The organism is Rhizobium atlanticum (assembly GCF_030182485.1).
Classification (GTDB): Bacteria; Pseudomonadota; Alphaproteobacteria; order Rhizobiales; family Rhizobiaceae; genus Rhizobium.
In genome coordinates, this window is the sequence record NZ_JAQJCJ010000006.1 from 20,683 (window position 1) to 42,516 (window position 21,834).

General features: G+C 57.6%; 21 protein-coding genes and 1 pseudogene. 12 read left to right on the forward strand and 10 right to left on the reverse strand.

Annotated features, from left to right (window positions below; translation table 11 throughout):
• Positions 1–66: 66 nt before the first annotated feature.
• From PH551_RS10460 to PH551_RS10475, 4 genes are read right to left on the reverse strand one after another with little or no spacing between them, the layout of a single operon-like run.
• Positions 67–1,080 carry a GlxA family transcriptional regulator gene (locus PH551_RS10460; protein ID WP_483315415.1) on the reverse strand — a complete coding sequence of 338 codons (1,014 nt, stop codon included), beginning with the start codon at positions 1,078–1,080 and terminating at the stop codon, positions 67–69.
• Between the two features lie 22 nt (positions 1,081–1,102).
• Positions 1,103–2,707 (reverse strand): GMC family oxidoreductase, encoded by a 1,605-nt coding sequence (locus tag PH551_RS10465; protein ID WP_285192938.1) that lies wholly within the window; start codon positions 2,705–2,707, stop codon positions 1,103–1,105.
• A gap of 12 nt (positions 2,708–2,719) precedes the next feature.
• A complete protein-coding gene (locus PH551_RS10470) occupies positions 2,720–3,706 on the reverse strand; it encodes a flavin reductase (RefSeq protein ID WP_285192939.1) in 987 nt (328 codons plus the stop codon).
• 19 nt (positions 3,707–3,725) lie between these two features.
• The gene (locus PH551_RS10475; protein WP_285192940.1) at positions 3,726–5,087 is read right to left on the reverse strand and encodes an LLM class flavin-dependent oxidoreductase; all 1,362 of its coding nucleotides are present in this window, start codon (positions 5,085–5,087) and stop codon (positions 3,726–3,728) included.
• Positions 5,088–5,407: 320 nt separating this feature from the next.
• Between PH551_RS10475 and PH551_RS10480 the strand changes: the two genes are divergently transcribed.
• Positions 5,408–7,570, forward strand: a complete 2,163-nt coding sequence (locus PH551_RS10480) for a tetratricopeptide repeat protein (protein WP_285192941.1) — start codon at positions 5,408–5,410, stop codon at positions 7,568–7,570.
• 15 nt (positions 7,571–7,585) lie between these two features.
• On the opposite strand, the gene PH551_RS10485 is transcribed toward PH551_RS10480, so the two are convergent.
• The 3 genes from PH551_RS10485 to zwf all read right to left on the reverse strand — a co-directional run bounded on the left by PH551_RS10485 (position 7,586) and on the right by zwf (position 10,457).
• On the reverse strand, positions 7,586–8,089 hold the full coding sequence (locus PH551_RS10485) for a YHS domain-containing (seleno)protein (RefSeq protein ID WP_483315413.1): 504 nt from the start codon (positions 8,087–8,089) through the stop codon (positions 7,586–7,588).
• Between the two features lie 14 nt (positions 8,090–8,103).
• Complete coding sequence (locus tag PH551_RS10490) at positions 8,104–8,697, reverse strand: ankyrin repeat domain-containing protein (RefSeq protein WP_285192942.1); 594 nt, start codon at positions 8,695–8,697, stop codon at positions 8,104–8,106.
• A gap of 290 nt (positions 8,698–8,987) precedes the next feature.
• The gene (gene zwf, locus PH551_RS10495) at positions 8,988–10,457 is read right to left on the reverse strand and encodes a glucose-6-phosphate dehydrogenase (protein ID WP_285192943.1); all 1,470 of its coding nucleotides are present in this window, start codon (positions 10,455–10,457) and stop codon (positions 8,988–8,990) included.
• Positions 10,458–10,690: 233 nt separating this feature from the next.
• On the opposite strand from zwf, the gene PH551_RS10500 reads away from it, so the two are divergent.
• Positions 10,691–12,652 carry an elongation factor G gene (locus PH551_RS10500; protein ID WP_285192944.1) on the forward strand — a complete coding sequence of 654 codons (1,962 nt, stop codon included), beginning with the start codon at positions 10,691–10,693 and terminating at the stop codon, positions 12,650–12,652.
• 216 nt (positions 12,653–12,868) lie between these two features.
• Positions 12,869–13,210, forward strand: a complete 342-nt coding sequence (locus PH551_RS10505) for an NIPSNAP family protein (protein ID WP_085777321.1) — start codon at positions 12,869–12,871, stop codon at positions 13,208–13,210.
• Between the two features lie 64 nt (positions 13,211–13,274).
• Here PH551_RS10505 and PH551_RS10510 read toward each other — a convergent pair whose 3' ends face one another.
• A complete protein-coding gene (locus PH551_RS10510) occupies positions 13,275–13,772 on the reverse strand; it encodes a hypothetical protein (RefSeq protein WP_285192945.1) in 498 nt (165 codons plus the stop codon).
• 686 nt (positions 13,773–14,458) lie between these two features.
• Here PH551_RS10510 and PH551_RS10515 point away from each other — a divergent pair.
• From PH551_RS10515 to PH551_RS10530, 4 genes are all read left to right on the forward strand, one after another.
• Positions 14,459–14,707, forward strand: a complete 249-nt coding sequence (locus PH551_RS10515; RefSeq protein ID WP_285192946.1) for a hypothetical protein — start codon at positions 14,459–14,461, stop codon at positions 14,705–14,707.
• The gene (locus PH551_RS10520) at positions 14,708–14,992 is read left to right on the forward strand and encodes a hypothetical protein (protein ID WP_285192947.1); all 285 of its coding nucleotides are present in this window, start codon (positions 14,708–14,710) and stop codon (positions 14,990–14,992) included.
• Between the two features lie 152 nt (positions 14,993–15,144).
• Positions 15,145–15,618, forward strand: a complete 474-nt coding sequence (locus PH551_RS10525; RefSeq protein ID WP_285192948.1) for a hypothetical protein — start codon at positions 15,145–15,147, stop codon at positions 15,616–15,618.
• Complete coding sequence (locus PH551_RS10530; protein WP_285192949.1) at positions 15,615–15,761, forward strand: hypothetical protein; 147 nt, start codon at positions 15,615–15,617, stop codon at positions 15,759–15,761. Before PH551_RS10525 ends, PH551_RS10530 begins: the two co-directional genes overlap by 4 nt.
• A 251-nt stretch (positions 15,762–16,012) precedes the next feature.
• On the opposite strand, the pseudogene PH551_RS10535 reads toward PH551_RS10530, so the two are convergent.
• Positions 16,013–16,192, reverse strand: a pseudogene (locus PH551_RS10535) (ATP dependent DNA ligase); the annotation flags it as partial.
• A gap of 200 nt (positions 16,193–16,392) precedes the next feature.
• Between PH551_RS10535 and PH551_RS10540 the strand changes: the two are divergent.
• The 5 genes from PH551_RS10540 to PH551_RS10560 all read left to right on the forward strand — a co-directional run bounded on the left by PH551_RS10540 (position 16,393) and on the right by PH551_RS10560 (position 19,726).
• Positions 16,393–17,115 (forward strand): SOS response-associated peptidase, encoded by a 723-nt coding sequence (locus PH551_RS10540; protein ID WP_285193135.1) that lies wholly within the window; start codon positions 16,393–16,395, stop codon positions 17,113–17,115.
• Between the two features lie 144 nt (positions 17,116–17,259).
• A complete protein-coding gene (locus PH551_RS10545; protein WP_085779998.1) occupies positions 17,260–17,460 on the forward strand; it encodes a hypothetical protein in 201 nt (66 codons plus the stop codon).
• A 2-nt stretch (positions 17,461–17,462) separates the two neighbouring features.
• On the forward strand, positions 17,463–17,783 hold the full coding sequence (locus PH551_RS10550) for a hypothetical protein (protein WP_285192950.1): 321 nt from the start codon (positions 17,463–17,465) through the stop codon (positions 17,781–17,783).
• A 322-nt stretch (positions 17,784–18,105) separates the two neighbouring features.
• Positions 18,106–18,876 carry an SOS response-associated peptidase gene (locus tag PH551_RS10555; RefSeq protein ID WP_085779999.1) on the forward strand — a complete coding sequence of 257 codons (771 nt, stop codon included), beginning with the start codon at positions 18,106–18,108 and terminating at the stop codon, positions 18,874–18,876.
• A gap of 166 nt (positions 18,877–19,042) precedes the next feature.
• Positions 19,043–19,726 (forward strand): phosphatase PAP2 family protein, encoded by a 684-nt coding sequence (locus tag PH551_RS10560; protein WP_285192951.1) that lies wholly within the window; start codon positions 19,043–19,045, stop codon positions 19,724–19,726.
• 1,232 nt (positions 19,727–20,958) lie between these two features.
• Here PH551_RS10560 and PH551_RS10565 read toward each other — a convergent pair.
• Positions 20,959–21,813 carry a heparin lyase I family protein gene (locus PH551_RS10565; protein ID WP_285192952.1) on the reverse strand — a complete coding sequence of 285 codons (855 nt, stop codon included), beginning with the start codon at positions 21,811–21,813 and terminating at the stop codon, positions 20,959–20,961.
• Between the last annotated feature and the right edge of the window lie 21 nt (positions 21,814–21,834).

Genomic DNA, 21,834 nt, shown 5'->3' on the forward strand with positions numbered 1-21,834 from the left:
CTGCCTGGTGGTATTCGCCAAAGCGGCGATCACGCCGACAGGTGCGCACTGTTGCCTCAGAAGCTTTTAGGACGTGGCGGCGAGAGATCGCAATTCTGCGCTGCGTGGCGCCTTTAACCTCATCTTGCTCGGTGAGACACCGTAGTACTCGCGGTAACATTTCGAGAAGTGCGAACTCGAGACAAAGCCGCAGGCAACGGCTACATCGACGACAGCCATGCCGGATTGCAGTATCATCAGGCGGGCATGATCGAGGCGCAGCTCAAGGTAAAACCGGGATGGCGATGTCGCCAGTTCTTTGGCGAACAGGCGTTCCAACTGGCGGCGGGAGAGCTTGATGTGGCGCGCAACGGCTTCGATGCTCGCGTGATCAGCCATTGCCTCCTCCATGAATTCGATGGCTGCGAGCAGAAGCGGATTGAGCTTGCCGAGCGTCCGTACAAGACTGCGTTGCCGCTCGGACGGTGGACGAATGCGGTCGAAAATTGCCTGCTCGCAAACCGCCAGCGACGTGCGCCTTCCGAAATCGTGCTCTATGAAGTTCAGCATGAGATCGAAGGACGCTGCCCCTCCCGCGCATGTATAGATCTGGGAATCACATTCAATCAGGTTCGTTCCGGCAATCGCGGCTGGAAATTTTTCCTTGAAAGCAGGCAGGTTTTCCCAATGAATCGTACAGCGCTTGCCGGCGAGCAGTCCGGCGTGGGCAAGCAGGTACGCACCGGTGCAAATCCCCGCGATCGCCGATCCGGCATTGCGAGACCACCTGAACCAAGCTGCGGCCGATCTGTCCACCGCGCGTTCGACGTGCCATCCGGCGCAAACCACGACCATGTCGGCCCTGTCGGCGTGTGGCCTTGCCTTCTCCTCGGCGATGGAACCGTCCGGCGTGATGGTGAGGCCGCAACTCGCCTTCACGGGCAGCCCATCTCCAGACACGATCCGCCAGCGGTATGCCTCCGTTCCTCGAACGGCGTTCGCCAGGCGCAAAGCTTCGATGGCGGAGGTAAAAGCCAGCAGCGTGAAGTCAGTCACGATATAGAAAACGAAAGTCTTTGCGGACGGACTGTTCATTCGTATCTCAACTTCGTCTTCTGATCCTTCAAGCGGCGGCGCGGCGTGCCCGGTCCTGCAGGATGAGGTCGGCACCCTTTTCGCCTATCGCCATGCTGATCGCATTCAGATTGCAGCTCGGTATCTGCGGAATGATCGAGGAATCCACGACGCGCAATCCTTCGACGCCAATGACCTTCAGGTCGGGACTGACGACTGCCGCGGTATCTATCCCCATCTTGCAGGTGCCGCACGGATGGTAGCTTCCACTTGCGTTCTCGCGCATGTAGGCAATCCACTCGTCATCGGTTTGCACATCCTTGCCGGGCTTCATCTCGCCGGTAACATAAGGGGCGAATGCCTTCGATTGCAGCGCCGCCCGCGCGATCCGGCCGCCGGCCATCAGGGTTGCGACGTCGTAGGGATCACTCAGGAGGTTCAACTGAATCTTCGGCTGCTCGTTGGGGTCGGCCGAGCGCAGCTCCAGAAAGCCGCGGCTGCGCGAATTGTTGACATTCGGCTGGAGGTTGATCGCCGCCTCCTTCTGCATCTCGATCCCCTCGTCAGTGTAGTTCGCGGAGAACGCACCGAAGTGATACTGGATGTCGGGATATTCGAGGTCTGGGCGCGTGCGGATCAGCCCCATCCCGGTATAGGTGTAGGTGGCGTAACCCGAACGGTCGAATAGGAACTGTGCGCCGTATTTCAGTATGCCGAGGAGGTTAAACTCCTGGTTCGGCGTCTTGACGTTAACATAGGCCTTCACCTGCGTGCTGGGATGTTCCTGAAGGTTGCGTCCGACGCCGGGGCTGTCCTGCAAGACCGGTATTCCATGTGCCCTGAGTTGCTCGGCCGGGCCGATGCCGGAGAGCATGAGCAGCTTCGGGGAATTGATGGCGCTTGCAGCGACGATGATTTCGCCGCGGCAGTGCTCAATACGTTGCCTGCCGTCGACCTGGAACTCCACGCCAGATGCCCGCCGCCCCTCGAAAAGGACCTTTTGTACCAGAGCGCCGGTGATGATCGTCAGGTTCGACCGCGACTTGATCGGGTCGAGGTATCCCCGGGCGGCGCTGAACCGGATCCCCATGTGTTGGGTCACGTGGCTGATGGCGACCCCTTCGGTCGGTTCCGCATTGTAGGCCGGATTGTGGGGATAGCCGAGTTCCTTCATCGCCTCGATGAAGACATGCGCGAGCTTCGGCGGCCTGCGCACGGCGCTGACGACGATCGGGCCGCTCTTGCCGTAGATATCGGTCACGCCGTCGCGATTGTCCTCCACCTTCTTGAAGTAAGGGAGAATGTCGTCGTAGGACCATCCGCGATTACCGAGTTGCGCCCAATGGTCGTAGTCGCCGCGATTGCCGCGTACATAGAACATGGCATTGATCGAGCTGGAACCGCCAAGAACCTTGCCGCGCGGCACCATGTCCCGGCGGTTGTTGCGCGTCGGGTCCGGTTCGGCCATGAACTTCCAGTTTGTGCGCTTGTCGGCCATCGCCTTGAATGCCAGCGACGGCATCATGATGTTGAATTTCTTGTCACTGCCGCCGGCTTCGAGAACCAGCACCTTGACCGAGGGGTCGGCGCTCAATCGGTTGGCAAGAACGCAACCTGCCGATCCGGCGCCGATGACGATGTAGTCCCAGTTCATAAAGGGCCTCGATTACCGCATTGTCTTGTTTTGATTGATCAGCTTTGACAGTGCCCGGATCGTGCTCTTGAGATCAGGCTCAGGGATACCGGCAATCTGCGCCTGCTGGAAGTCCTGCCAGCGCCTCCTGATCGCCTCCCGGACCTTTCTTCCTTCTGGCGTCAGTGACAGGTGTCCCTGATTGTTGACCAGCAGCGAGCGCCTCACCAGCTCCGCTATCGCGTCCTCGGTATCCCGTTGGCCGAGATAGGTGGCAGCGGCCAGTTGATCCGCCTTCAGGCCCTCCGCGTCGTAGAGACATGCCAGAACACGAGCGACGGAGATATTGACGCCTTCAGCCCGTCGATGTTCGTCGAAAACGGAAGAAAGCAGGTTGTGAGCCTCGAAAATCTGGGAGACGATCGTACCTTCGGACGTGGTATCCGGGGCGGCGCCGCTTGCCTCGGGGGTTGGGGACGTCTCGGGATGGGGTTCCGGGACGCTATACTGCCCTTGTGAGAAGAGGAGCGGCATTCCTTCGAAACGCCGTGCCCGCTTGACGAGGCCGATGATGATGACGTGATCGCCACCTTCAACCAGCGCATGTGTCTCGCATTCCAGATGCGCCAGGCATCCGTCGATCAGCGGGGAGCCGTGCGGTCCCGGTGTCCACGCACTGTCTGCGAACTTGTCTTCGAGCTTGCTGGAGAAGTGGCGAGAGACATCCATCTGGCGCGACGACAGAATGTTGACCGCAAAGCGCCCACCGCCGGTGAAGATCGAAAAGCTTCGGGAAGTTCGCGCGATGGACCACAGGACGAGCGGCGGATCGAGCGAGACCGATGAAAACGAGTTGACGGTGACGGCGGCGCGGCGGCCCTCGTTCTCCGTGGTTATGATGGCGATACCGGTTCCGTATTGGCCAAGGCATCTCCGGAACAGGCGATTGTCCGCCGCCGGATTGCCCTCTTCGATTGGCTGATTGAAATCAGTGGCGTCTGCCGTGATTGTGGTGTGCATGTCGCAGATCCCCTAGATGTCAGCTCGCCATCAGCTTGTTGTCGGCCGAGGCCTGCTTGTAGCGACTTACCGGCACGGGAAGACCCAGGTTTTCGCGAAGAGTACGGCCTTCGTACTCCGCGCGGAAGAGGCCGCGCTTGCGCAGCTCAGGCAGCACCAATTCGACGAAATCATCGATGCCCTGCGGCAGGTGCGTCGGGGTGATGTTGAAGCCGTCGGCGGCACCCGCTTCGAACCAGCTCTGCATTTCGTCGGCAACGTCCTTGGCCGTGCCGACGACCGTCTTGTGTTCCTGCGCCATGCCGAGCTTCTTGTAGAGCTGGCGGATCGTCAGGTTCTGCTTCTGGGCTAGATCGTAGTACATCTGCGCACTGCTCTTGAGGCCGACCTTTTCGAGATCGGGCTTCGGCACCGGTCCGTCGAGCGGCAGATGCGAGAGATCGCCGAAGGAACGATACAGTAGCTGCAGGCCGACGATCGGGTCGATAAGCGATTCCAGCTCCTCGTATTTCTCCTGCGCTTCTTCACGCGTGCGGCCGACGATCGGAGTGAGGCCGAGCATCATCAGAAGATCGCCGCGCTGGCGCCCGTATCCCTCGAGACGATCCTTAACGGAGGCATAATAATCTTGGGCTGATTTCAAATCATTCTTTGCCATAAAGACCATGTCGCAATGCTGAGCGGCGATCTGCTGGCCCGGTTCGGAGACGCCGGCCTGGACGAGGATCGGCCGACCCTGCGGCGAACGGCGGACACTGAGCGGACCGCGTACGGAGAAATGCTTTCCGACGTGATCGAGCACATGCATCTTGCTGTCGTCGAAGAAGATGCCGGTTTCCTTATCGATGATGAACGCGTCCTCGTCCCAGCTATCCCAGAGACCTGTGACGACATCGACGAATTCCGCAGCGCGCTCGTAGCGCGTATCGTAATCGAGCTGCTTGCTCATCGAGAAGTTCCACGCTTCCTGGTCCGACCAAGAAGTCACAACGTTCCAGGCCGCACGTCCACCGCTTATCTGGTCTAGCGATCCGTACTTACGGGCGATATGGAAAGGCTCATTGTATGTGGTCGAGGCCGTGGCGACGAGACCAATGTTTTGCGTAAGCGCAGCCAACGCTGAAAGCAGCGTCAGAGGCTCCAGTTCGACATTATGATGGGAGCGGCAAAGCGAGCCTTTCGGCTTGTCGTCCAGTCGCACACCGATGCCGTCCGCCAGGAAAACCATGTCAAATTTCGCGCGCTCGGCAGTCTGGGCGACGCCGAGGAACGACTGGAGCATCGAGTTCCCGCCTTTGACGGTATCCCGGTGCCTCCAGGCTCCGACATGGTAGCCCATGTACCGCATCGAGAGCCCCAGTTTCATCTGCTTCTTGGTCATGCCGGCACCCCTTTGTCGATGTGAAGCTCAAAGGTGCACGACGCAATGAGCGCTGACGGCACGGAGACGCTTCTATGTGCGTAGCCTCCAATTTTACAAAACCATTGTAAATGTCGAAAAATCTGCCGCGGTCGATAAGTTGTACTTACGGCAGGGTAGAAATTGCTGGGGAGATGATCGGCTGGTAGAAGGTAGGTGCGATGGCAAGGCCGCATCATGAACGCCGGACAAATTGGCGAAAAGACCGGACTCCTGTGCCAGCGCGACCTCGGTCGTGGTAAGATGCTCAGCTCCCTGTATCGAAAGCGTGGGGCAGAGAAATGGAGAGGCGTCTCGCCGCGATACTTTCCGCTGACGTGGTAGGCTATAGTCGTCTCATGGGAGTGGATGAGAGCGGCACATTCGAGCGGTTGAAGGCCTGCCGCCGGGAGCTGGTTGATTCCGCCATCGAAGAACACCATGGCCGGATCATCAAACTCATGGGTGACGGCGCACTCGTCGAGTTTGCCAGCGTTGTGGACGCGGTTCAATGTGCGGCCGTCATCCAGCGGAAAATGCCCAGCAGAGACCAGGGAGTTTCCGAGGAGCAGCGCATTCGATTTCGCATCGGGATCAATCTTGGCGACATTATCGTTGAAGCCGATGACATCTATGGCGACGGCGTCAACATAGCCGCCCGTCTGCAGGCAATTGCCGAACCTGGCGGAATCTTCATATCCGGGACCGCATTCGACCACGTTGTGCACAAGGTCGATGTCGGCTTCTCGGCCCTCGGCGAGCATCGACTGAAAAACATTGCGGACCCGGTTCGCGTCTATCGCGTTCTGCTTGACCCAGGGCACATCGGAACGGTCGTCTTTTCCCCTCGGCCAAGGTCACGAGGTATGGCACTGCTGGCGCTCGCGGCGCTGTTGATCCTTGCCAGCGCGGCTGTCGTCGCCTGGCAATGGCCCCAGAAGCAACGCGCATCGATCGCAGTGCTACCCTTCGCCAACTTGAGTGACCAAACCCAGGATTACTTCGCCGACGGCATTACCGACAACCTGATCACCGACCTCACCAGGTTGTCGAAACTTGATGTCATTTCCCAGAATTCCGTCTTTGCCTACAAGGATAAGCCCCACTTGCTGGCAGACATACGCCGTGACCTCGGCGTGCGCTTTGTCGTGGAGGGAAGTGTTCAGCGCATGGGCGACCTGATGCGCGTCAACGCGCAGCTGGTCGACGCTGTGAGCGGCGACCATCTGTGGGCCAATCGGTTTGATCGCAGCGGGGCGGATGTGTTTGCTGTCCAGGATGCGATGAGCCGCCAGATCGCCAATGCGCTCGGTCTGGAACTCACCCCGTCCGAGGTAGAGCGAATTGCCCGACCCCCGACCGCCAATCTCGAAGCTTATGACTATTATCTGCGTGCCGAGCAGGCGGCCCGTACCGGCCGTCGTTCTCGGATGCTGGAGGCATTGGCGCTGTTTGACAAGGCCGAGGAACTCGACAGCGGCTTTGCTGAAGCCTTCACATCCGATGCGCATGCGTCGGCCTTTGTCTGGCGAAGCGCATATGACGACGTCCTCCAGAGTGCCCTGGCGCGAAAAAGAACATACGACAAGGCAAGTCGCGCGCTCGCCCTTGATCCCGAACTACCGTCGCCTTATGCGGTCCTCGCTATCATGCAGGTCGTGGACCGACGTTATGACCAGGCGATCGCCTCGGCGCAGAAGGCCGTGTCGCTCGGGCCTGCCGATGCCGAGGCCCATATGGCGGCCGCATATGTTCAATTGGTAACGGGCAATCACGCCGACGCTGCTGCGGCGGTCGACAAGGCGCTCAGGTTCGATCCGAACCCCTCTGCTGTCGACCGATATACGGCTGGCATGATTTTCTATCTGCAACGCGACTACGAGAGGGCGATAGACAGTTTCAAACGCGCTGGCTATGGCTCCCAAGGTAACGGCGAGTTCGTTACCGCTCTCGCCATGGCCTATGTCCGTGTCGGTCGCATTGATGAGGCTCGAGCGACTGTCGCCGAGGCCGAACGTCTTATGGGGGGGCGTGACTGCCTCGCGTCATGGCGGCTGGGCAGTGCCCATTTCAGAGACCAGGATTTGGCATTTATCCTCGACGCGCTGCGCGAGGCGGGGCTTCCGGAATGGCCGTTCCGCTTCCAGGGGGACGAGCAAAATCGGTTGAAGGGTGCCGAGATCGCTGCCACGGTCATGGGCAAACTACTGCGGGGAAAGACTGAGCCGTCCGATAGCCCTGCGCTGATGCAAGTCCAACTGGACGGAAAGGCCGCATTCCGCTCGGCGTCCCAAATGATGACCGAGAAGATTTCTGTCAAAGGGGACCTGCTTTGTGAGCAAAGTGAAAACGCATTTGGGCGAGCCGATTGCGGCCCGGTCTATAGACACGCAAACCCGGCTGGCGAAACCAGCTATGCTTACGTAAATTCAACCAAGGTCTTCTATTTTACACCTGCCCAATAGGCGCTTGTCAGTCCGTCAGTGGTACTGATCCAGCTCGAGATCGGCCGCGACCTTCGCCCATTTGGCATCGGCCTTGGCCACAGTGTCCGCCGGATGCGCGGCAAAGTCCTCCGCATCCGCCTTGTCATACATCAGGTAAAGCTTGCCCTCGACGATCTTGAAGGCTTCCGGATCGATGTTGACGGTGACGGACCCGCCGCTCACCTCGCCCGTGCAGTAGCCGCCGTACTGAGGCGCGTATCTAAGCGGCTCGCTCATAAACATCTCACGATGTTTGGCATTGGCGAAATGCCATGGCGTCCCCATCCATTCGTAGGAGATTTTTTCCGAGCCTTTCGTCGCTTTGCCTTCGGTAAAGTAGGCGACAGTGTCGTACCCCATGATAGCGACACCGCCGAAGTAGCCCGTGTTTACGGAATCGTCGGCCATGGCTGGTGATCCGCTGACTGCACCTGCGACAGCCAGACCGATCATTGCCGAAGAACGGCCAATGCATCGTGTCCCGTTTCCAGAATGCATCTGCTCCTCCTGTCTTAATCGTGTATTTCCATGCACTTAGCGTAATTGGCCGCGCCGAGGATGCTGCCCGGAGGGCAGGCCACACCATGTCGCTTGAACAGGCGGACGATATCGAAATTGCCTTTCCACATGGACCTCGTGATTGGCGCGTAGCCGTGAACCTCGGCGTGGTTGACATCGGCCCCCTTGGCAAGCAAAAACTCAGCTAGGAGGACATGGTTCTCTTCGCCCGCAACCATGAGGGGCGTAACACCGGCTTTGTTGGATGCATCGTCGAGAACTGCTCCATGCTCCAGGAGCAGTTTGCTGATGGGTAGGCTACCCGAAAATGCCGCAGCATGAAGGGGCGTAAAGCCGCCTGAATTCCTCGCCATAACATCGGCATGTCTGTCTATTAACAGCTCGGCAACGGCAAGCTGATTTTCAAGCGCGGCGTTGATGAGTGGTGTCGCTTGATCGCGCGTGCGGCTGTTGACATCGGCACCCGAAGCCAGAGACTGTTCCACGGCAACGGTGTTTCCTGCTGAAATGGCATCGAACAAGGGGTCCCCAGCGGCCGCCACTGTCGCTGAAAAAAACAACGCCACCGATGTAAGAAACCGGCGCATAGCTTCACCTTGAAATTTCCCCACAGAATACCACGCCGTCGGCACTTAAGCTACCTGACACCTGCGTCGGCCATAGCGGTGACCCGCCGTGACGACGCCTCTCAACGTGGGGGACGGAAGCCGCCGGCAGAGGGAGTCATTCCAGATGCGGATGTCCTCCGGCTCGGCGACACGGCCGTCCTCCTTGTCGCGGCCGATCACCTGCGGCTGAAGCCAGAGAGGGCCCCGACGCTCCGCATGCAATTGGTCAGCGCCATTCTGGTCGCCGGCACCGATCCAACGGTTGACCCTCAATCACGCTTTGCCGCATCCCTCCAGGCGCGCTCGAACGGCAGGCGCCAGGCGTGCGGGGCAATGAGTTGGTGGATCGACTTCGGCCCCCAGCCGCCCTGGTCGTAGAGGCGTACGGGCGGCGGGTTATCGAGGAGAGATTGGGAAACCTCCCAGAGCCGCTCAATACCCTCGGCCGTAGTGAACAGCGTGTGGTCGCCGCGCATGGCGTCGAGGATCAGACGCTCATAGGCCTCCAGAACTTCGCCAATCAGGCCGGTTTCGCTCATGGCGAATTGTAGCGAGAGCTTGTCGAGCCGGAAGCCCGGTCCAGGGCGCTTGCCATAGAAGGAAAGCGAGACCTTGGAGGCATCGGCAAGGTCGAAGGTAAGGTGGTCAGGGCCTTGTGCCCCCACACCAGAGCCCGCAGGGAACATCGATTTCGGGGGCTCGCGGAATGCGATGGAAATAATACGCTGCCCCTCGGCCATGCGCTTGCCGGTACGCAGGTAGAAGGGCACGCCGGCCCAGCGCCAGTTGTCGATGCCGCATTTTAGGGCGATGAAGGTGTCATGGTCGCTTTCGGGATCGACGCCAGGCTCCTTGCGGTAGCCGATGTATTGACCGCGCACCACGTCGCGCGGCTCGATCGGCAACATGGAGCGGAACACCTTGTTCTTCTCTTCCGAGATCGGCGCAGGCTCAAGGGCAGTGGGCGGCTCCATCGCCATGAAGCCGAGGATTTGGAAGAGGTGGGTCACCACCATGTCACGATAGGCGCCGGTGGTCTCGTAAAAGGCGGCGCGGGTGGAAAGGCCGAGCGTCTCCGGAACGTCGATCTGCACATGGTCGATGAAGTTGCGGTTCCAGATTGGTTCGAACAGGCCATTGGCAAATCGGAAGGCCAGGATGTTTTGCGCCGGCTCCTTGCCGAGGAAATGGTCAATGCGGAAGATCTGCTTCTCGTCGAACACCTCGTGCAGCTTCTTGTTCAGTGCAACGGCACTGGCAAGGTCCGTGCCGAAGGGCTTTTCCATGATGATACGGGAGCGTTCAGTCAGCTCAGCCTGGGCGAGGAGTTGCACGGCCGGAAGGGCGGCACTTGGTGGCACGGACAAATAATGCACGCGCCGCGTCTCGGCGCCCAGCGCTTTCTCGGCCCTGTCGACCGCTTCCTTGAGAGCATTGGCGCCGGCAGCGAGCGGAACATAGTCGAGCGATGCGGCAAACGCTTCCCATTCGGACGGCGAGAACTTGCGCGTCAAGAATTTGTCCAGTGAGTTACGGGCGATGGTGCGGAAGGCATCGGCATCGATGTCGTCGAGCGAAACGCCGATAATGCGACATCCTGGGATGAAGCCCGCATTCGTAAGGTGGAACAGCCCGGTCAGTAGTTTGCGCCTTGAGAGATCGCCCGTCGCGCCGACGAGCACAACGACCTGTGGGTAGCCGGGGCCAACCCGAGTTGAATTCTTGCGCAAAACACTCATCCTCAAGCCTTCCGTTGTTGCTTGGGGATGGAGGTCGACCCTAGCTCCGCGCTGCCGCGAAGCGGCTATCTTCGTGCGTGATGCCATGACGTTGAAGCTCACCCCTCTAAGGTTAAATAGAGGCATGGATCGTGTAGCGGAGCAAGGGGGCTGAACCCCTCTGGCGCCTTGCCGCGGTTCAGGGCATCCTATGATGGCTGAAAGTTGTGTCTATGGCAGTTGGAGGAATGCCGATGCGTTGCTTTACCGTACTTGGACCCTCGCAGACTGGAAAATCGACGGTCGTCGAAAAGCTCGGCTCGTTGGAGGGAACGCCGAGAAAATCCAGCTCCCCTTATGGACTGAACCTCACGGAATTCACCTTTGGAAATGAGGCGTGGTGCGCGCTCGATGCGCCGGGACCGAACGAAGCCTTGGCGCATGTGCAGCACGCGCTTCTTGCCAGCGACGCCTGCATTCTGTGTGTTTCTCCGGCTCCCGAAGAGGCCGTGCTCGCCGCGCCCTATCTGCGGATAATCGAAGCCTCGGGGACGCCCTGCATCCTCTTCGTCAACCGGATGGACGAACCGAGAGGGCGGCTGAGGGATGTGATCGCCGCTCTTCAAGACTACGCCAACCACACGCTTTTGCTTCGCCAGATCCCGATTCGCGAGGGAGACAGGATCGTCGGCAGTTGCGATCTGATTTCAGAACGGGCGTGGCGCTACCGGGAAGGCCAGACTTCGGCGCTGATCGCAATCCCCGAAAGTGCTGCCGAGCGCGAGCACGCAGCGCGCAGCGAGCTTTTGGAACACCTGTCCGAATTCGATGACTGGCTTCTCGAGGAACTGATCGAAGATCGTGAGCCGCCCAGCGACGCGCTCTATGCCATTTCATCGCGGGTTCTGAGCGAAAACAGGATTATTCCGGTCCTGATCGGCGCCGCAAGTCACGGCAACGGCATGATGAGGCTGATGAAAGCGCTGCGCCACGAGGCGCCGCAGGTCACGGCTCTTCGACAGCGCCTGGCTCGTGCGGGCAATGTCGATGAAAACAAGCTGAGCGCCGTGAGCTTCCATGCCTATCATCGTCAGAATATCGGCAAGACTGTGCTGGTGCGTGCGTTTGGCGAGGGACTGCGGCAAGGCGCATCACTCGGCGGCTCCGGCCTCGGCGCCGTGCAGGATCCCGCAAACGGACGGTCCAGCTCGGCGATCACGCCTGCATCGGGGGATGTCTTCGCAACAGTCAAGTCCGACCACTTGCCCGTCCCGTCGCTGTTGACATCAAACGCGGCGGTCGCCCCGCCCGAATGGACCGAGCCACCGACGCCGATGCTTGAAAGGATCCTGGTCCCGGGCAGCGAACGCGATGAAAACAAACTCTCCGAAACGCTGGCAAAGCTTGCCGAGACGGATCGCGGTCTTGTCGTTCTGCAGGAGGAAGGCACGGGCGCCCAGCTCGTCCGCGCCCAGGGCCCGGTACATCTGCGCGATCTCTGCCGAACCCTGTCCGACGTCTTCCACATCGAGGTAACAGATCGAACGCCCCGCCCGATCTACCGTGAAACAATCGCGAAGCCGTCCGAGGTTCACTACCGGCATCGCAAACAGACCGGCGGCGCCGGGCAATTCGCGGATGTGAAGCTCAGCATTCGCCCCAACGAGCGCGGCCGGGGCTTCACCTTCAGCGAAACCGTCAAGGGTGGCGTCGTTCCGCGCAACTACATTCCTGCCGTCGAAGCAGGCGCGCGCGAAGCGATGGAGAAGGGGCCGCTCGGCTTCCAGGTCATCGATGTCGGCGTAACGCTGTTCGATGGTCAGCACCATGCTGTCGACAGTTCGGAACACGCCTTCAGGACTGCTTCGAAAATGGGAGTGCGACAGGCGCTTTCCGAAGGCTCGGCGGTTTTAATGCAACCGGTCTTCCGCAGCGAAATTCACATTCCGTCGATCTATTCCGGCAGCCTCGTCCAGATCGTGTCGGCTCTCAAGGGCCAGGTTCTCGGCTTCGACCGGGATGAAAACGCCAAGGGATGGGACATCTTCCGGGCACTTGTTCCGGGCGGCGCACTTGACGATCTGGCGCGGGCGCTGCGCTCGGCGACGCAGGGCATTGGTTACTTTTCCAAGACCTTCGATCACTTCGAGGAGCTATACGGCAAGGAAGCGGACGCCATCGTGAGGGCACAGGAGGAAGCGGGCGGCGCACACTGAAATCTTCCCGCCAATACCTCGACGGCCTTGGGGGACAGCATGCGGCCGGGGCCGGTCAGTTCGCACTGGTTTTCGGAATGCGCCTGAGCTCCGATCCTCGCTTTCGAGGATGGCGCGCCGCGGAACCATTGATTACCTTGCGAAACTTTATAAGCTGCCCCTCATTACCGTGAGCGGCTTGAGGACGCTCCAAAGGGCATTCATGAGGAGCATCCGATGATCCACGAATTGCGCATCTATACTTGTCTGCCGGAGAGGCTGCCGGCACTGCAACAACGTTTCGAAACCGCGACGCTGGCGATCTGGGAACGGCTCGGCATCCGCTCACTCGGCTTCTGGACAACGATGATCGGTTCTTCCAGCAACGATCTGACCTACCTGCTCGAATGGCGGTCGCTGGCGGAGCGCGAGCAAAAATGGTCCGAGTTCATCGCCGATCCGGAGTGGAAGGAAGCGAAGGCGAAGAGCGAGGCGGATGGGCCGATCATCGCCAACATCACCAGTTCGCTGCTGCAGCCGACACGCTTCTACCGCGGCTTCTCGAACCCGTCGGAATAGCGGTTACGGCAGCCGAGATCGCATGACCATGTCCGGCACCGTCATCAGGCGATACCGAGAGCCGCTATTCAAACACTTTAGAAGGGGGCTGTTTTTTGATGCCGGCCGCGGCGATCAGCCAGAACAATCCACCGGCGGCAATTCCGAATACAGCTGTTTCCGTGAGCAATTCGATTGCTTCCAGCAATCCCCACCACGTCATCATCCCGTGCTGGTAGGTCATGTGATCATTCGTGTAGGCCTCGTCGGGGCCGAAAAATACAGTTAGGCAAAACCACGGGAAGGTCGCGATGGAGGCCCCGACCATCGCACAATTTGCAAGAGATGCCCGTACTCGTCCCCTGAGGTAGAGGATCAATGGTATCCCCAATACAACAGTTGGCGGATACGCGCCGAAGAACGCGACGACTGCAGTCGTTTGGACAACGCGCTCCATCATATCCGGCAGGCCCTGATAGGCTGGTGCGTAAACCGCATATGCGAAGGATGCCACCAAAGGCACTACGATTAGTGCAACTGCAATTCTCCACCAGGGTGGAGATGCGAATGTTGTTGCCGCCATGTGCACCTTGCCCAAACAGTCTACGCGACAGAATTGCACGCGCAGGTACGTATGACAACGGCCCGTGTACGCTTCTGCCGACGGGGCAGTAGTTAGCATCGTCCATTGGCGGATGGAGCAGAACACCTATCTGCCAGTGCACGAGCTGGACGAAGATGGGGACGTCGATCGGAGCGCCTAATGGGCGCTATGGAACCTTATTGACATCGGTGCGGCACCTTAGCACTGGTAGATGAAGGTGGAAGTTGCACGTTTGGTTTGAGAAATGCGCCTGCATAGCTGTGGGGGATAGATGCCGTTTCCGGCTTTACCTTGGGTCATTGGCCCAGTTCCAATTGTTCTGACAGTGTGGGCTGCTTACGCTTGCGGCATCGCTGTGGTAAAGCAAAGGCCAACCACTGGGGAGGCATTTTTAGCTGCATTTCTTCTCCTGGGCGGCCTTATCTCGATCGCGTGTCAGTTATTTCTTTCACATCGGAACTTCACTGCTCTGCTAATCGGCAATCAAATAATCTCCAGCGCATTCTTTTTTATTGTCATGCATGCGAGTGGCATGCGCGGAACACCGGATCTCACGTCTAAAGAAACGTCGCAAAGGGCTGTTAAATCTTTCGTGATTCTGCTGACTTCATACATTGTATCTAATGTAATTTTCGGGTTATTTCCCGGCTCCGACAGATGCACTATTGCGAAATGCTCTGTTTACGAATGGGCTCTGGGTAGAAAAGATCATATTTTTCAAAGCTTTACCTGGAGACATTGTGGGGAGCTATGCTGCTTATGGGGATATTTTCTTTTCTATATTACGCATTTCTCAAAACTACGCGCGACAACTTCTGGAAGTGATGGTGGAGATGCAACGTCCCGCGAGTGAAAATACCTATCTGCCGGTGCACGAACTGGACGAAGATGGCGATGTTGATGGGGAAGGTTGATTGCGTGAAGATCGAATTCAGCTATGGATTGCCCTGTGCATCGTGGGCCCCTTTTGCGCCTACTACTGGTATTGGTTCATCAGATCGATCATCTTCTACAGTAGAAACGGCTTCAATTTCACCGAAGATTTCGGGCCTGAGGCCCACTGGGCCGATCGCGGAGGTGATGATGATTGCGTGTTGATGAAGCCAAAAGAGAAGTTCTTTATCGCCGGACCTTCTTTCGTGGTAGTGACCTCTGTTATGTTGATTTTCATAGTTTTAGGCTTGGCGGGAACTAATTAGCCTGGCCGTTTTAAGCAAATGGCCACCTCTTCAGCAGCACCGCGCAGCGCCGTCATGCGTCCAGGCCTGAACATGATAGGTGTTGCGCGGTGCTGCTATCAAGCCTCACACAATCCTTCTGAAATGGCATCGGCTAAATCAGAGGGATACCGATGCCGAAGATGCCCGCAAACTCATCTCTGCGATTGCGCATACAGATAATTCTGGCGCTCATGCTTTCCTTTCCAGGCGTGGCCGCCGCTACCTCTCCATGTCGTAACGACACGTTTGCGAAGGCCAAGATTGTGGTTGAGGCACGCGTGACATCGTTCTGGATCGGAGCGTCCGGCCTTATGATCAGTCAGGATTTTCCGGACAGGATGATACGGGTCGATCTGGAGATTAAGAGGGTCATCAAAGGCACCTTCACCGGCAAGAAGGCGACATTGTATGGTTTTCCGTATCCCCCTCCGGATCGGTTCTGGGAACTGAGCACTATGGCTTTGATAGGCGGTCTGGGCGGCCCAGATACCTTTGAGTGGGAACTATCGGCCAACAAAATAGGCGACGACATATCCTTCTACTCATTGAACAATTGTAATTACTCCAAATTCCCCACCGACGCTTCACGGAGGCCGCAGCCTTGATATCCATTACTGCCGACGAGAGCGCGGTCGAAGTCCTGGTGTTCTTCGGTTTGATGGAAGCGGAGCCATGGGTCAGCTTTTGGGCGCCGGTGCACGAACTCGACGAAGATGGCAAGACGGATGGAGAAGCTTTGATTGAGTGAAGAGCGATTTAATTTATGGGTTGCCTTTTGCTTCTTGGCCGGCCTTTGCGCTTGCAGTTGGTATTGGTGCATCAGATCGATCGTTTTTTACCGCAGGAACGGCTTCGATTTCAGCAAAGATTTCGGGCCGGAAGTCCACGTTGGGGGCTTACTGGCGCCGCCGAAAGCGAAGTTTTACGTGATTATGCCTTTCACAGTGGCGATAAGCTCTTTTTTGACGACGGGGCTCGCTTTGGGTTTGCTAGGAATCGTTAAACATTGTGCGGACTGCGGTCGGTAGCTGGCAGTTCCAGTTCGTAAACCACGGCGTGATCCTGTTCCTCCCTCAGCCCCTTATATGAGGGGTGCCGCAGCTTCCCGTCATGTGTCCAAGCTCTGTATTCGATCTCCGCAACGAGTTTCGGCTTGATCCAGATCAGGTTTTTGCGGCTTGCCTTAAAGCCAGTTCCGGCTGGGAAGGCTTGCGAGGCGCCGTTGTCATACCGCAAGTTGATCAGCCATATCTCAAAATGCAATTGACCCATATTGAGTATTGACGCTTCAGAAGTGCCGGCGGGGAAAACATTTCTGCTGCCTTGACCTGCGGAGGGAGGGTTATATCTAAATAAGTAGTCTCCCCATGGAATACCGAATGTGTAGTCGCGTTTACATCAAAGAATCGCTTCACGAGCTCGCGCGTAGTTTCTCTTTCGCCGGATACGGCGAGCTTGACGGCTTGGTTGACCGCATCCCTCGATACAACGGCTCACCAGGCCAAGTCTATCCGATCATCATCCAAGAAGCAGCGCCGGGAACCGGTATCGTTGCCCCGGTCTTTGCAATAGCAAAGTGGGGACTGGCGCCGGCATCTAGAACGCCCAGCGACCGGCGTCTCCCATTGGCCGATGTTCGCTGCGAAAAGATTCCCTCACACAGACTTGCCGGACCTGCCTACCGGTCTCGCCGCTGCTTGATCCCAGTCAACGGATTCTTTGGGTGGAAATCGTCCACCCACAGCCGAGACAAGCAACCCTATGCTATCGCGATGAAGACCGACGTCCTGTTCGCTCTTGCAGGCATTTGGGAGGTCTGGCGCCACCCGGCCGGCATCGATATCCGCACCTTCGCCGTCATCACCTGCGCGCCGAATGAGATGATGAAGACGCTCAATGAACGAATGCCAGTCATCCTCCGCCGGAAGGACTATGAGCGCTGGCTATCTCCTGATCCAAATCCATCCGACCTGATGAAGCCATACTCGGCCGAACTTATGACCATGTGGCCGATCGGCACGGGCGTTGACAATCTGAAGAATACCGGCCCCGAGATCATCAGCCCGGTTAATCTTGGTCCGCAGCGTCGTCAGCTTCGCTGAGAGGCGGAACCGCCCTCCACACTGCCACGACATCAGCCGCCCTCGAAAAGAAACAGAGGATTATTGACTCCATCGCCCCGCGTGAACATAATGAGAACATCGGCGTGCGGCCGCCAATCTGAAAACTAAAGTATGGAGCACGGGATGCGCGAGCAGCCGATTGGCGAAGCCATGGTTGATGATGAGATTGCCGAGGTGCTTGCCTATCACAAAGGCGATGTGCAAGCGGCGATAGGAACGCTTCTGGCAGACATCCGTCACCTTCGCTGGCAGCTAGTGCTGACCGAAGGCGCTATGGGCCGAGGGATCACGCGTGGGTGGCGGCCGAGATACGACCGAGACTGACCATGCCGGAAATCAACTATTCCAAGAAGTTGCGCGGGTGGACCCTGCGCGACGCGGCTGATGCTAACCAATTGCTCGAGGTAACGTGCCAGCTGTGTCGAAGGACTTACCGGTTTTTTCCGCGAGATCTGTTGAAGCTGACGAAGGACGTGAGCCTCGATCGCTTGGCCGGCCGCTTCCGGTGTCAGCTCTGCGACCGAAGGGAATACATGAACCTGAAGGTCGTCCAGATATGGGGGGCTGAAATCGGCAAGCTTCCAGTGCGCCGACTGGTCAAAGTGACACCGGTCAAAAAACCAATCTGGGAAGACGGAGTTTTGTAGGATGGCGTCGCGCCGAGATAACCCTAGCGCCCGCTGGCGCCTAAAAACTGATCTTCCTCATCACGTCATACTCTGGTGGGGCAACTATCACTCCGGCGAACACCCCTATTCCGTTCACGATCGGGGTACGGTCATCACCTCCGCGCTCGCACTGGACAGCAGATCGAAGAGCTATAGGGCGTCGATCGAGTGGGATAGCTATCTTGTCTTTTGCTTCAGCAGCCGCGAAGCTGCAGAGCAATTCAGGGATCGCTGGGACGGCCAGTTAATCGATACGGACGAAGTGGCCCGCAATGGGGCCTGGACGCCGAGGGAGGGAGATGTGTGCAATCTATACCGGATGGATGCGAAGGATTGGGTCAATAAGTGGGCTCAAGACGTCGAGAGTCTGGTCAACTTGATGCCGGCCTACCAGATGAACCCGGACCAATTGGGCCCGATCGTCCGCAACACACCAGATGGCCGTAAGCAGCTTGTCCATGCGAGATGGGGTCTTCCTTCGCCATTCTTCGTGATCAAACAGGCAGCTGAGGCCCGGGCAGAGAAATTGCGCCAAAAAGCCAAGCCCGTCGACATGGACATGCTCATCCGGATGGAGCCGGATAAGGGCGTCACCAACGTCCGCAACCTCAATGTTTCGCACTGGAAGAAATGGTTCGGCGTCCAGAGCCGTTGCATAGTGCCGGTGACCAGTTTTGCCGAACCCGATCCCGCCAGTAAACAGGACGGTGGAAGCACGCCGAACGCGTGGTTCGCCCGTGACGACAGTAGGCCGTTGATGTTCTTCGCTGGGATCCACGTTCCGCAATGGCAAAGCGTTCGGAAAGTCAAGGATGGTCTTACGACCGACGACCTCTACGGCTTCTTGACCACCGACCCCAACGACGTCGTCAAACCGATCCATGGAAAGGCGATGCCGGTCTTGCTGCTGACGCAAGAAGAAGTCGACGTGTGGATGCGCGCCCCTTGGGAAGAGGCGAAGGCGCTCGCCCGCCCGCTGCCGAACGATGCAATCAGGGTGATCTCGCGCGAGGCCTATGGCTCCACCATCATCAGCAACGCCGGGGAGCCGGTGCAAACGAATTTGCTGTAACCACTATGAGTGGACAAGGGCATAAAGGCATCATCGGCGCCGGGCGCTAACCTGATTATCGAGCACTATTGCTGTGTCGCCGGCTGCGCGGAGTGGTCTTAATGGGATGATGACATAACTATACATCGTAGATCATTCCAAACCAAAGAAATTGGCTGGCTTCTCAATGCTGAACGGTCTCGACACCTTCGTGATGAAGCTGATGGGTCAATATTCATCCAAGTCTATTATAGCGAATAAGTTCATTATTCATTTTCTTGACTTGAACACTGTAAAATTTCTGACTTTATTTATATTACTGTGGTTTCTATGGTTTTTTCGAAATAAGTGGAAGCCAGTTGTTACCGAATGCATCATCGACATGTTCTTCGGAATTGGCATATCGCGATTTATACAACTGTTCCTGCCAGAGCGTCTCAGGCCGCTGCATTCAGGCAATCCCGACTTCGTGCTGCCTTTGGGCGTCGATCCGAATGCGCTTGAGCATTGGAGTTCCTTCCCCAGTGACCATGCCGCGCTGACCTTCGCGGTATCGACAACAATGTGGCGTGCATCCCGACCGCTTGGTGCGGCCTGCTTCATCTGGTCGACGTTCGTGATTTGCCTGCCGCGCATCTATGCTGGCTATCATTATGCGACCGACATCCTGGGTGGCGCTTTTGTAGGCGTGTGCACAGCCCTTCTGGTTGCACGCCCTCTTCAGAAGCTATTGATGCCGTCTGTGCTAACGGCTGAGGAGCGCTTTCCAGGTTTGTTCTTCTCTGGTTTCTTTGTCATATCCTATGAATTTGTGACACAGTTCGACGAACTGCGGCTCGTCGGAAGGGCCATTCAACACCTCATCTCGTGATTGCGAGATCGACGAGCTCGGATAAACGGCACATCCTTCCACTGCAGGCCGTTCCGGATCACATAGACGAAGCTTGAGCGGCCGGCTGGCGAGAATCGAAACCGTAGCAAGCGGAGATTGGCCTAATTAAGAAGGCCGAAGCTGAGTTTAACTATCTCCAACGCTGTAACGGAACCTAGCCGGTCCTCGTTCGTTGAGGCAACAGGAAAGCACGGGTGTTCCTCCTGTGCGATCCGTGTTGTCAAGACTTGCCCCGTTTCGGCGGGGCTTTTTTTGTCCGGCATCGTACCGGAACCGCACTATGCCCGATCACCCCGCCGCTGTTGAGGAAGCGATCGACAAGCTGATCGATCTTGACGAGACTGCCCGAGCCCACTTCCAAGACAATTCGAAAGAAATCGCCGAGTGATGTTCAATCGAATTCATCTTCGGATCGTATCAAGGTGAGGGGTTCTAACGCCCGCGGCCTCATGGCGCCGTTTCCATGTGAGGCGCCATCAAACGCGGACGCATCCAGTTCGCGAGTTCGACCGGACAGCCTCGATCCACAGTGGGTACGACAGCAGACATTTAAGTCGCTGCTAATGCTCCCCATATAACATGCTGCGCCAGTCGGGTTGTTCGTCCGGCGTAGCGGCGTGCTCCTGCGTTCATGGATGGTGCAGTTGAGCCGCCGCACTTCTTTCTCAACGGAAGCCGAAGAAGCTCAGGATAGCGAGCACGATGACGACGGCGCCGACGAGCCAGATTAAGTTATTCACGTGGAATCTCCTTCAATGGGAATGAGCCAGGTTGCAAGCACATAATGTTTGGCGGCGGCTCATGTTCCAATGTCCACAATGCCTGGCGCCGCCTGCCAAGACTTGCCCCCTTGCGAGGGCTTTTGTCCGGTAGTGTACCGGAACCACAGGCAGCACAGTGATGTTAAGTCACCGGATCGCGGCAGAGAGGTAGTTACTTCGGATCGCACACGCCTTTCAGCTTGCGATCCACCCCACCCCGGAGTGGGGTCGTGCGGAGTAAGTTTCCCAGTGGGCTCCCAACGCGACGCACGACTTCTTTGTCAGCCCAGCCAAATGAACATAAGTGTCGAACACATTTGCTGATCAAGGACGGCGGATTGGTTCGTGAGTCGTGGAAATTTTGATGACGGGCCGCCCACCTCCCTCCGTGCACTTCGGCTCCGCAAACTTCGTTGTGCGCGGAGCTCCATCGCCGTCGATCCTGCTGAGCTACTTCCAAACGAGAGCCTCACGAGATTTCGCCATGCTGACGTAGCGATAGTAGACCGTCGCGGGCACCACCAATTTGGTGCCAGTCGTGCAGCACAGGTAGTTGCCGAAAAGAAAGTAATTCAGCTTATCGCATGAAAAACAGGTAACGCCGTGATAGTCCACGACCTGCTTCCCATCCACAAACATCAAGAAGCGTCCGTCGCCTTCCCTGGTCCATCGGACAAAGAGTTCGAAACGGTGCCAAGCGCCCGCCAGTTCGCTGATAGAGGCGACGCGCATGTCGAAAAGGTTAATACAGTCACCGCCGAACTGGGTCATCTGCTTCCCGCTTGGCTTTTCCATACTCCATGAAAGGAATTGGTCGTTGCTATGGGGATTGGTGGTCAGGGCCACGAGTTGGCATTGGTCCTGATCCTTGAATTCGACGAATATCTCGTGACCTCTTACCTGTTTCGAACCAATCGGAAAGTCGGGCACGAAATACATGTCCCAGCCATACCATGCCTCCTTGGGTTGCTTGGCCTTGCGTCCCTGCTGAACCGTCGCGCGAGCCGACTGTTGCTCGCAGTCGTCCTGCACGCACGGGCCTGGATTGATCGAGAACTTGAACACCTTGGCCGCGTTGTGCTGATCCAGCGGGTCTTTCACCATAGTAAAGCCGCCCGGCTGATTGCGCTCCGTCGTAACTCTAAAGGGGTGAGTGAAGCCAGGAACTTTAAATGTCCTTTCCGCAGCGAATGAAAGATTTGCTGAAAGAACTGGCAGAAGTACTGCCACCAGGATTTTGCGGAGGAAGTTCAATATGCCGATATTCCTGAACCCTGAGCTTGACCGATTAGGTCTCAGCGGCATCACCAACCTCCCTCATTGTCT

Bases quoted from the DNA above. Each gene is read 5' to 3' on its own strand.
- PH551_RS10500 (WP_285192944.1), top strand. From the start codon at position 10,691: ATGCGTTGCTTTACCGTACTTGGACCCTCGCAGACTGGAAAATCGACG.
- PH551_RS10480 (WP_285192941.1), top strand. From the start codon at position 5,408: ATGGAGAGGCGTCTCGCCGCGATACTTTCCGCTGACGTGGTAGGCTAT.
- PH551_RS10565 (WP_285192952.1), bottom strand. From the start codon at position 21,813: ATGCCGCTGAGACCTAATCGGTCAAGCTCAGGGTTCAGGAATATCGGC.
- PH551_RS10560 (WP_285192951.1), top strand. From the start codon at position 19,043: ATGCTGAACGGTCTCGACACCTTCGTGATGAAGCTGATGGGTCAATAT.
- PH551_RS10470 (WP_285192939.1), bottom strand. From the start codon at position 3,706: ATGCACACCACAATCACGGCAGACGCCACTGATTTCAATCAGCCAATC.
- PH551_RS10465 (WP_285192938.1), bottom strand. From the start codon at position 2,707: ATGAACTGGGACTACATCGTCATCGGCGCCGGATCGGCAGGTTGCGTT.
- PH551_RS10485 (WP_483315413.1), bottom strand. From the start codon at position 8,089: ATGCATTCTGGAAACGGGACACGATGCATTGGCCGTTCTTCGGCAATG.
- zwf (WP_285192943.1), bottom strand. From the start codon at position 10,457: ATGAGTGTTTTGCGCAAGAATTCAACTCGGGTTGGCCCCGGCTACCCA.
- PH551_RS10490 (WP_285192942.1), bottom strand. From the start codon at position 8,697: ATGCGCCGGTTTCTTACATCGGTGGCGTTGTTTTTTTCAGCGACAGTG.
- PH551_RS10550 (WP_285192950.1), top strand. From the start codon at position 17,463: ATGCCGGAAATCAACTATTCCAAGAAGTTGCGCGGGTGGACCCTGCGC.
- PH551_RS10505 (WP_085777321.1), top strand. From the start codon at position 12,869: ATGATCCACGAATTGCGCATCTATACTTGTCTGCCGGAGAGGCTGCCG.
- PH551_RS10510 (WP_285192945.1), bottom strand. From the start codon at position 13,772: ATGGCGGCAACAACATTCGCATCTCCACCCTGGTGGAGAATTGCAGTT.
- PH551_RS10525 (WP_285192948.1), top strand. From the start codon at position 15,145: ATGCCGAAGATGCCCGCAAACTCATCTCTGCGATTGCGCATACAGATA.
- PH551_RS10540 (WP_285193135.1), top strand. From the start codon at position 16,393: ATGTGTAGTCGCGTTTACATCAAAGAATCGCTTCACGAGCTCGCGCGT.
- PH551_RS10545 (WP_085779998.1), top strand. From the start codon at position 17,260: ATGCGCGAGCAGCCGATTGGCGAAGCCATGGTTGATGATGAGATTGCC.
- PH551_RS10475 (WP_285192940.1), bottom strand. From the start codon at position 5,087: ATGACCAAGAAGCAGATGAAACTGGGGCTCTCGATGCGGTACATGGGC.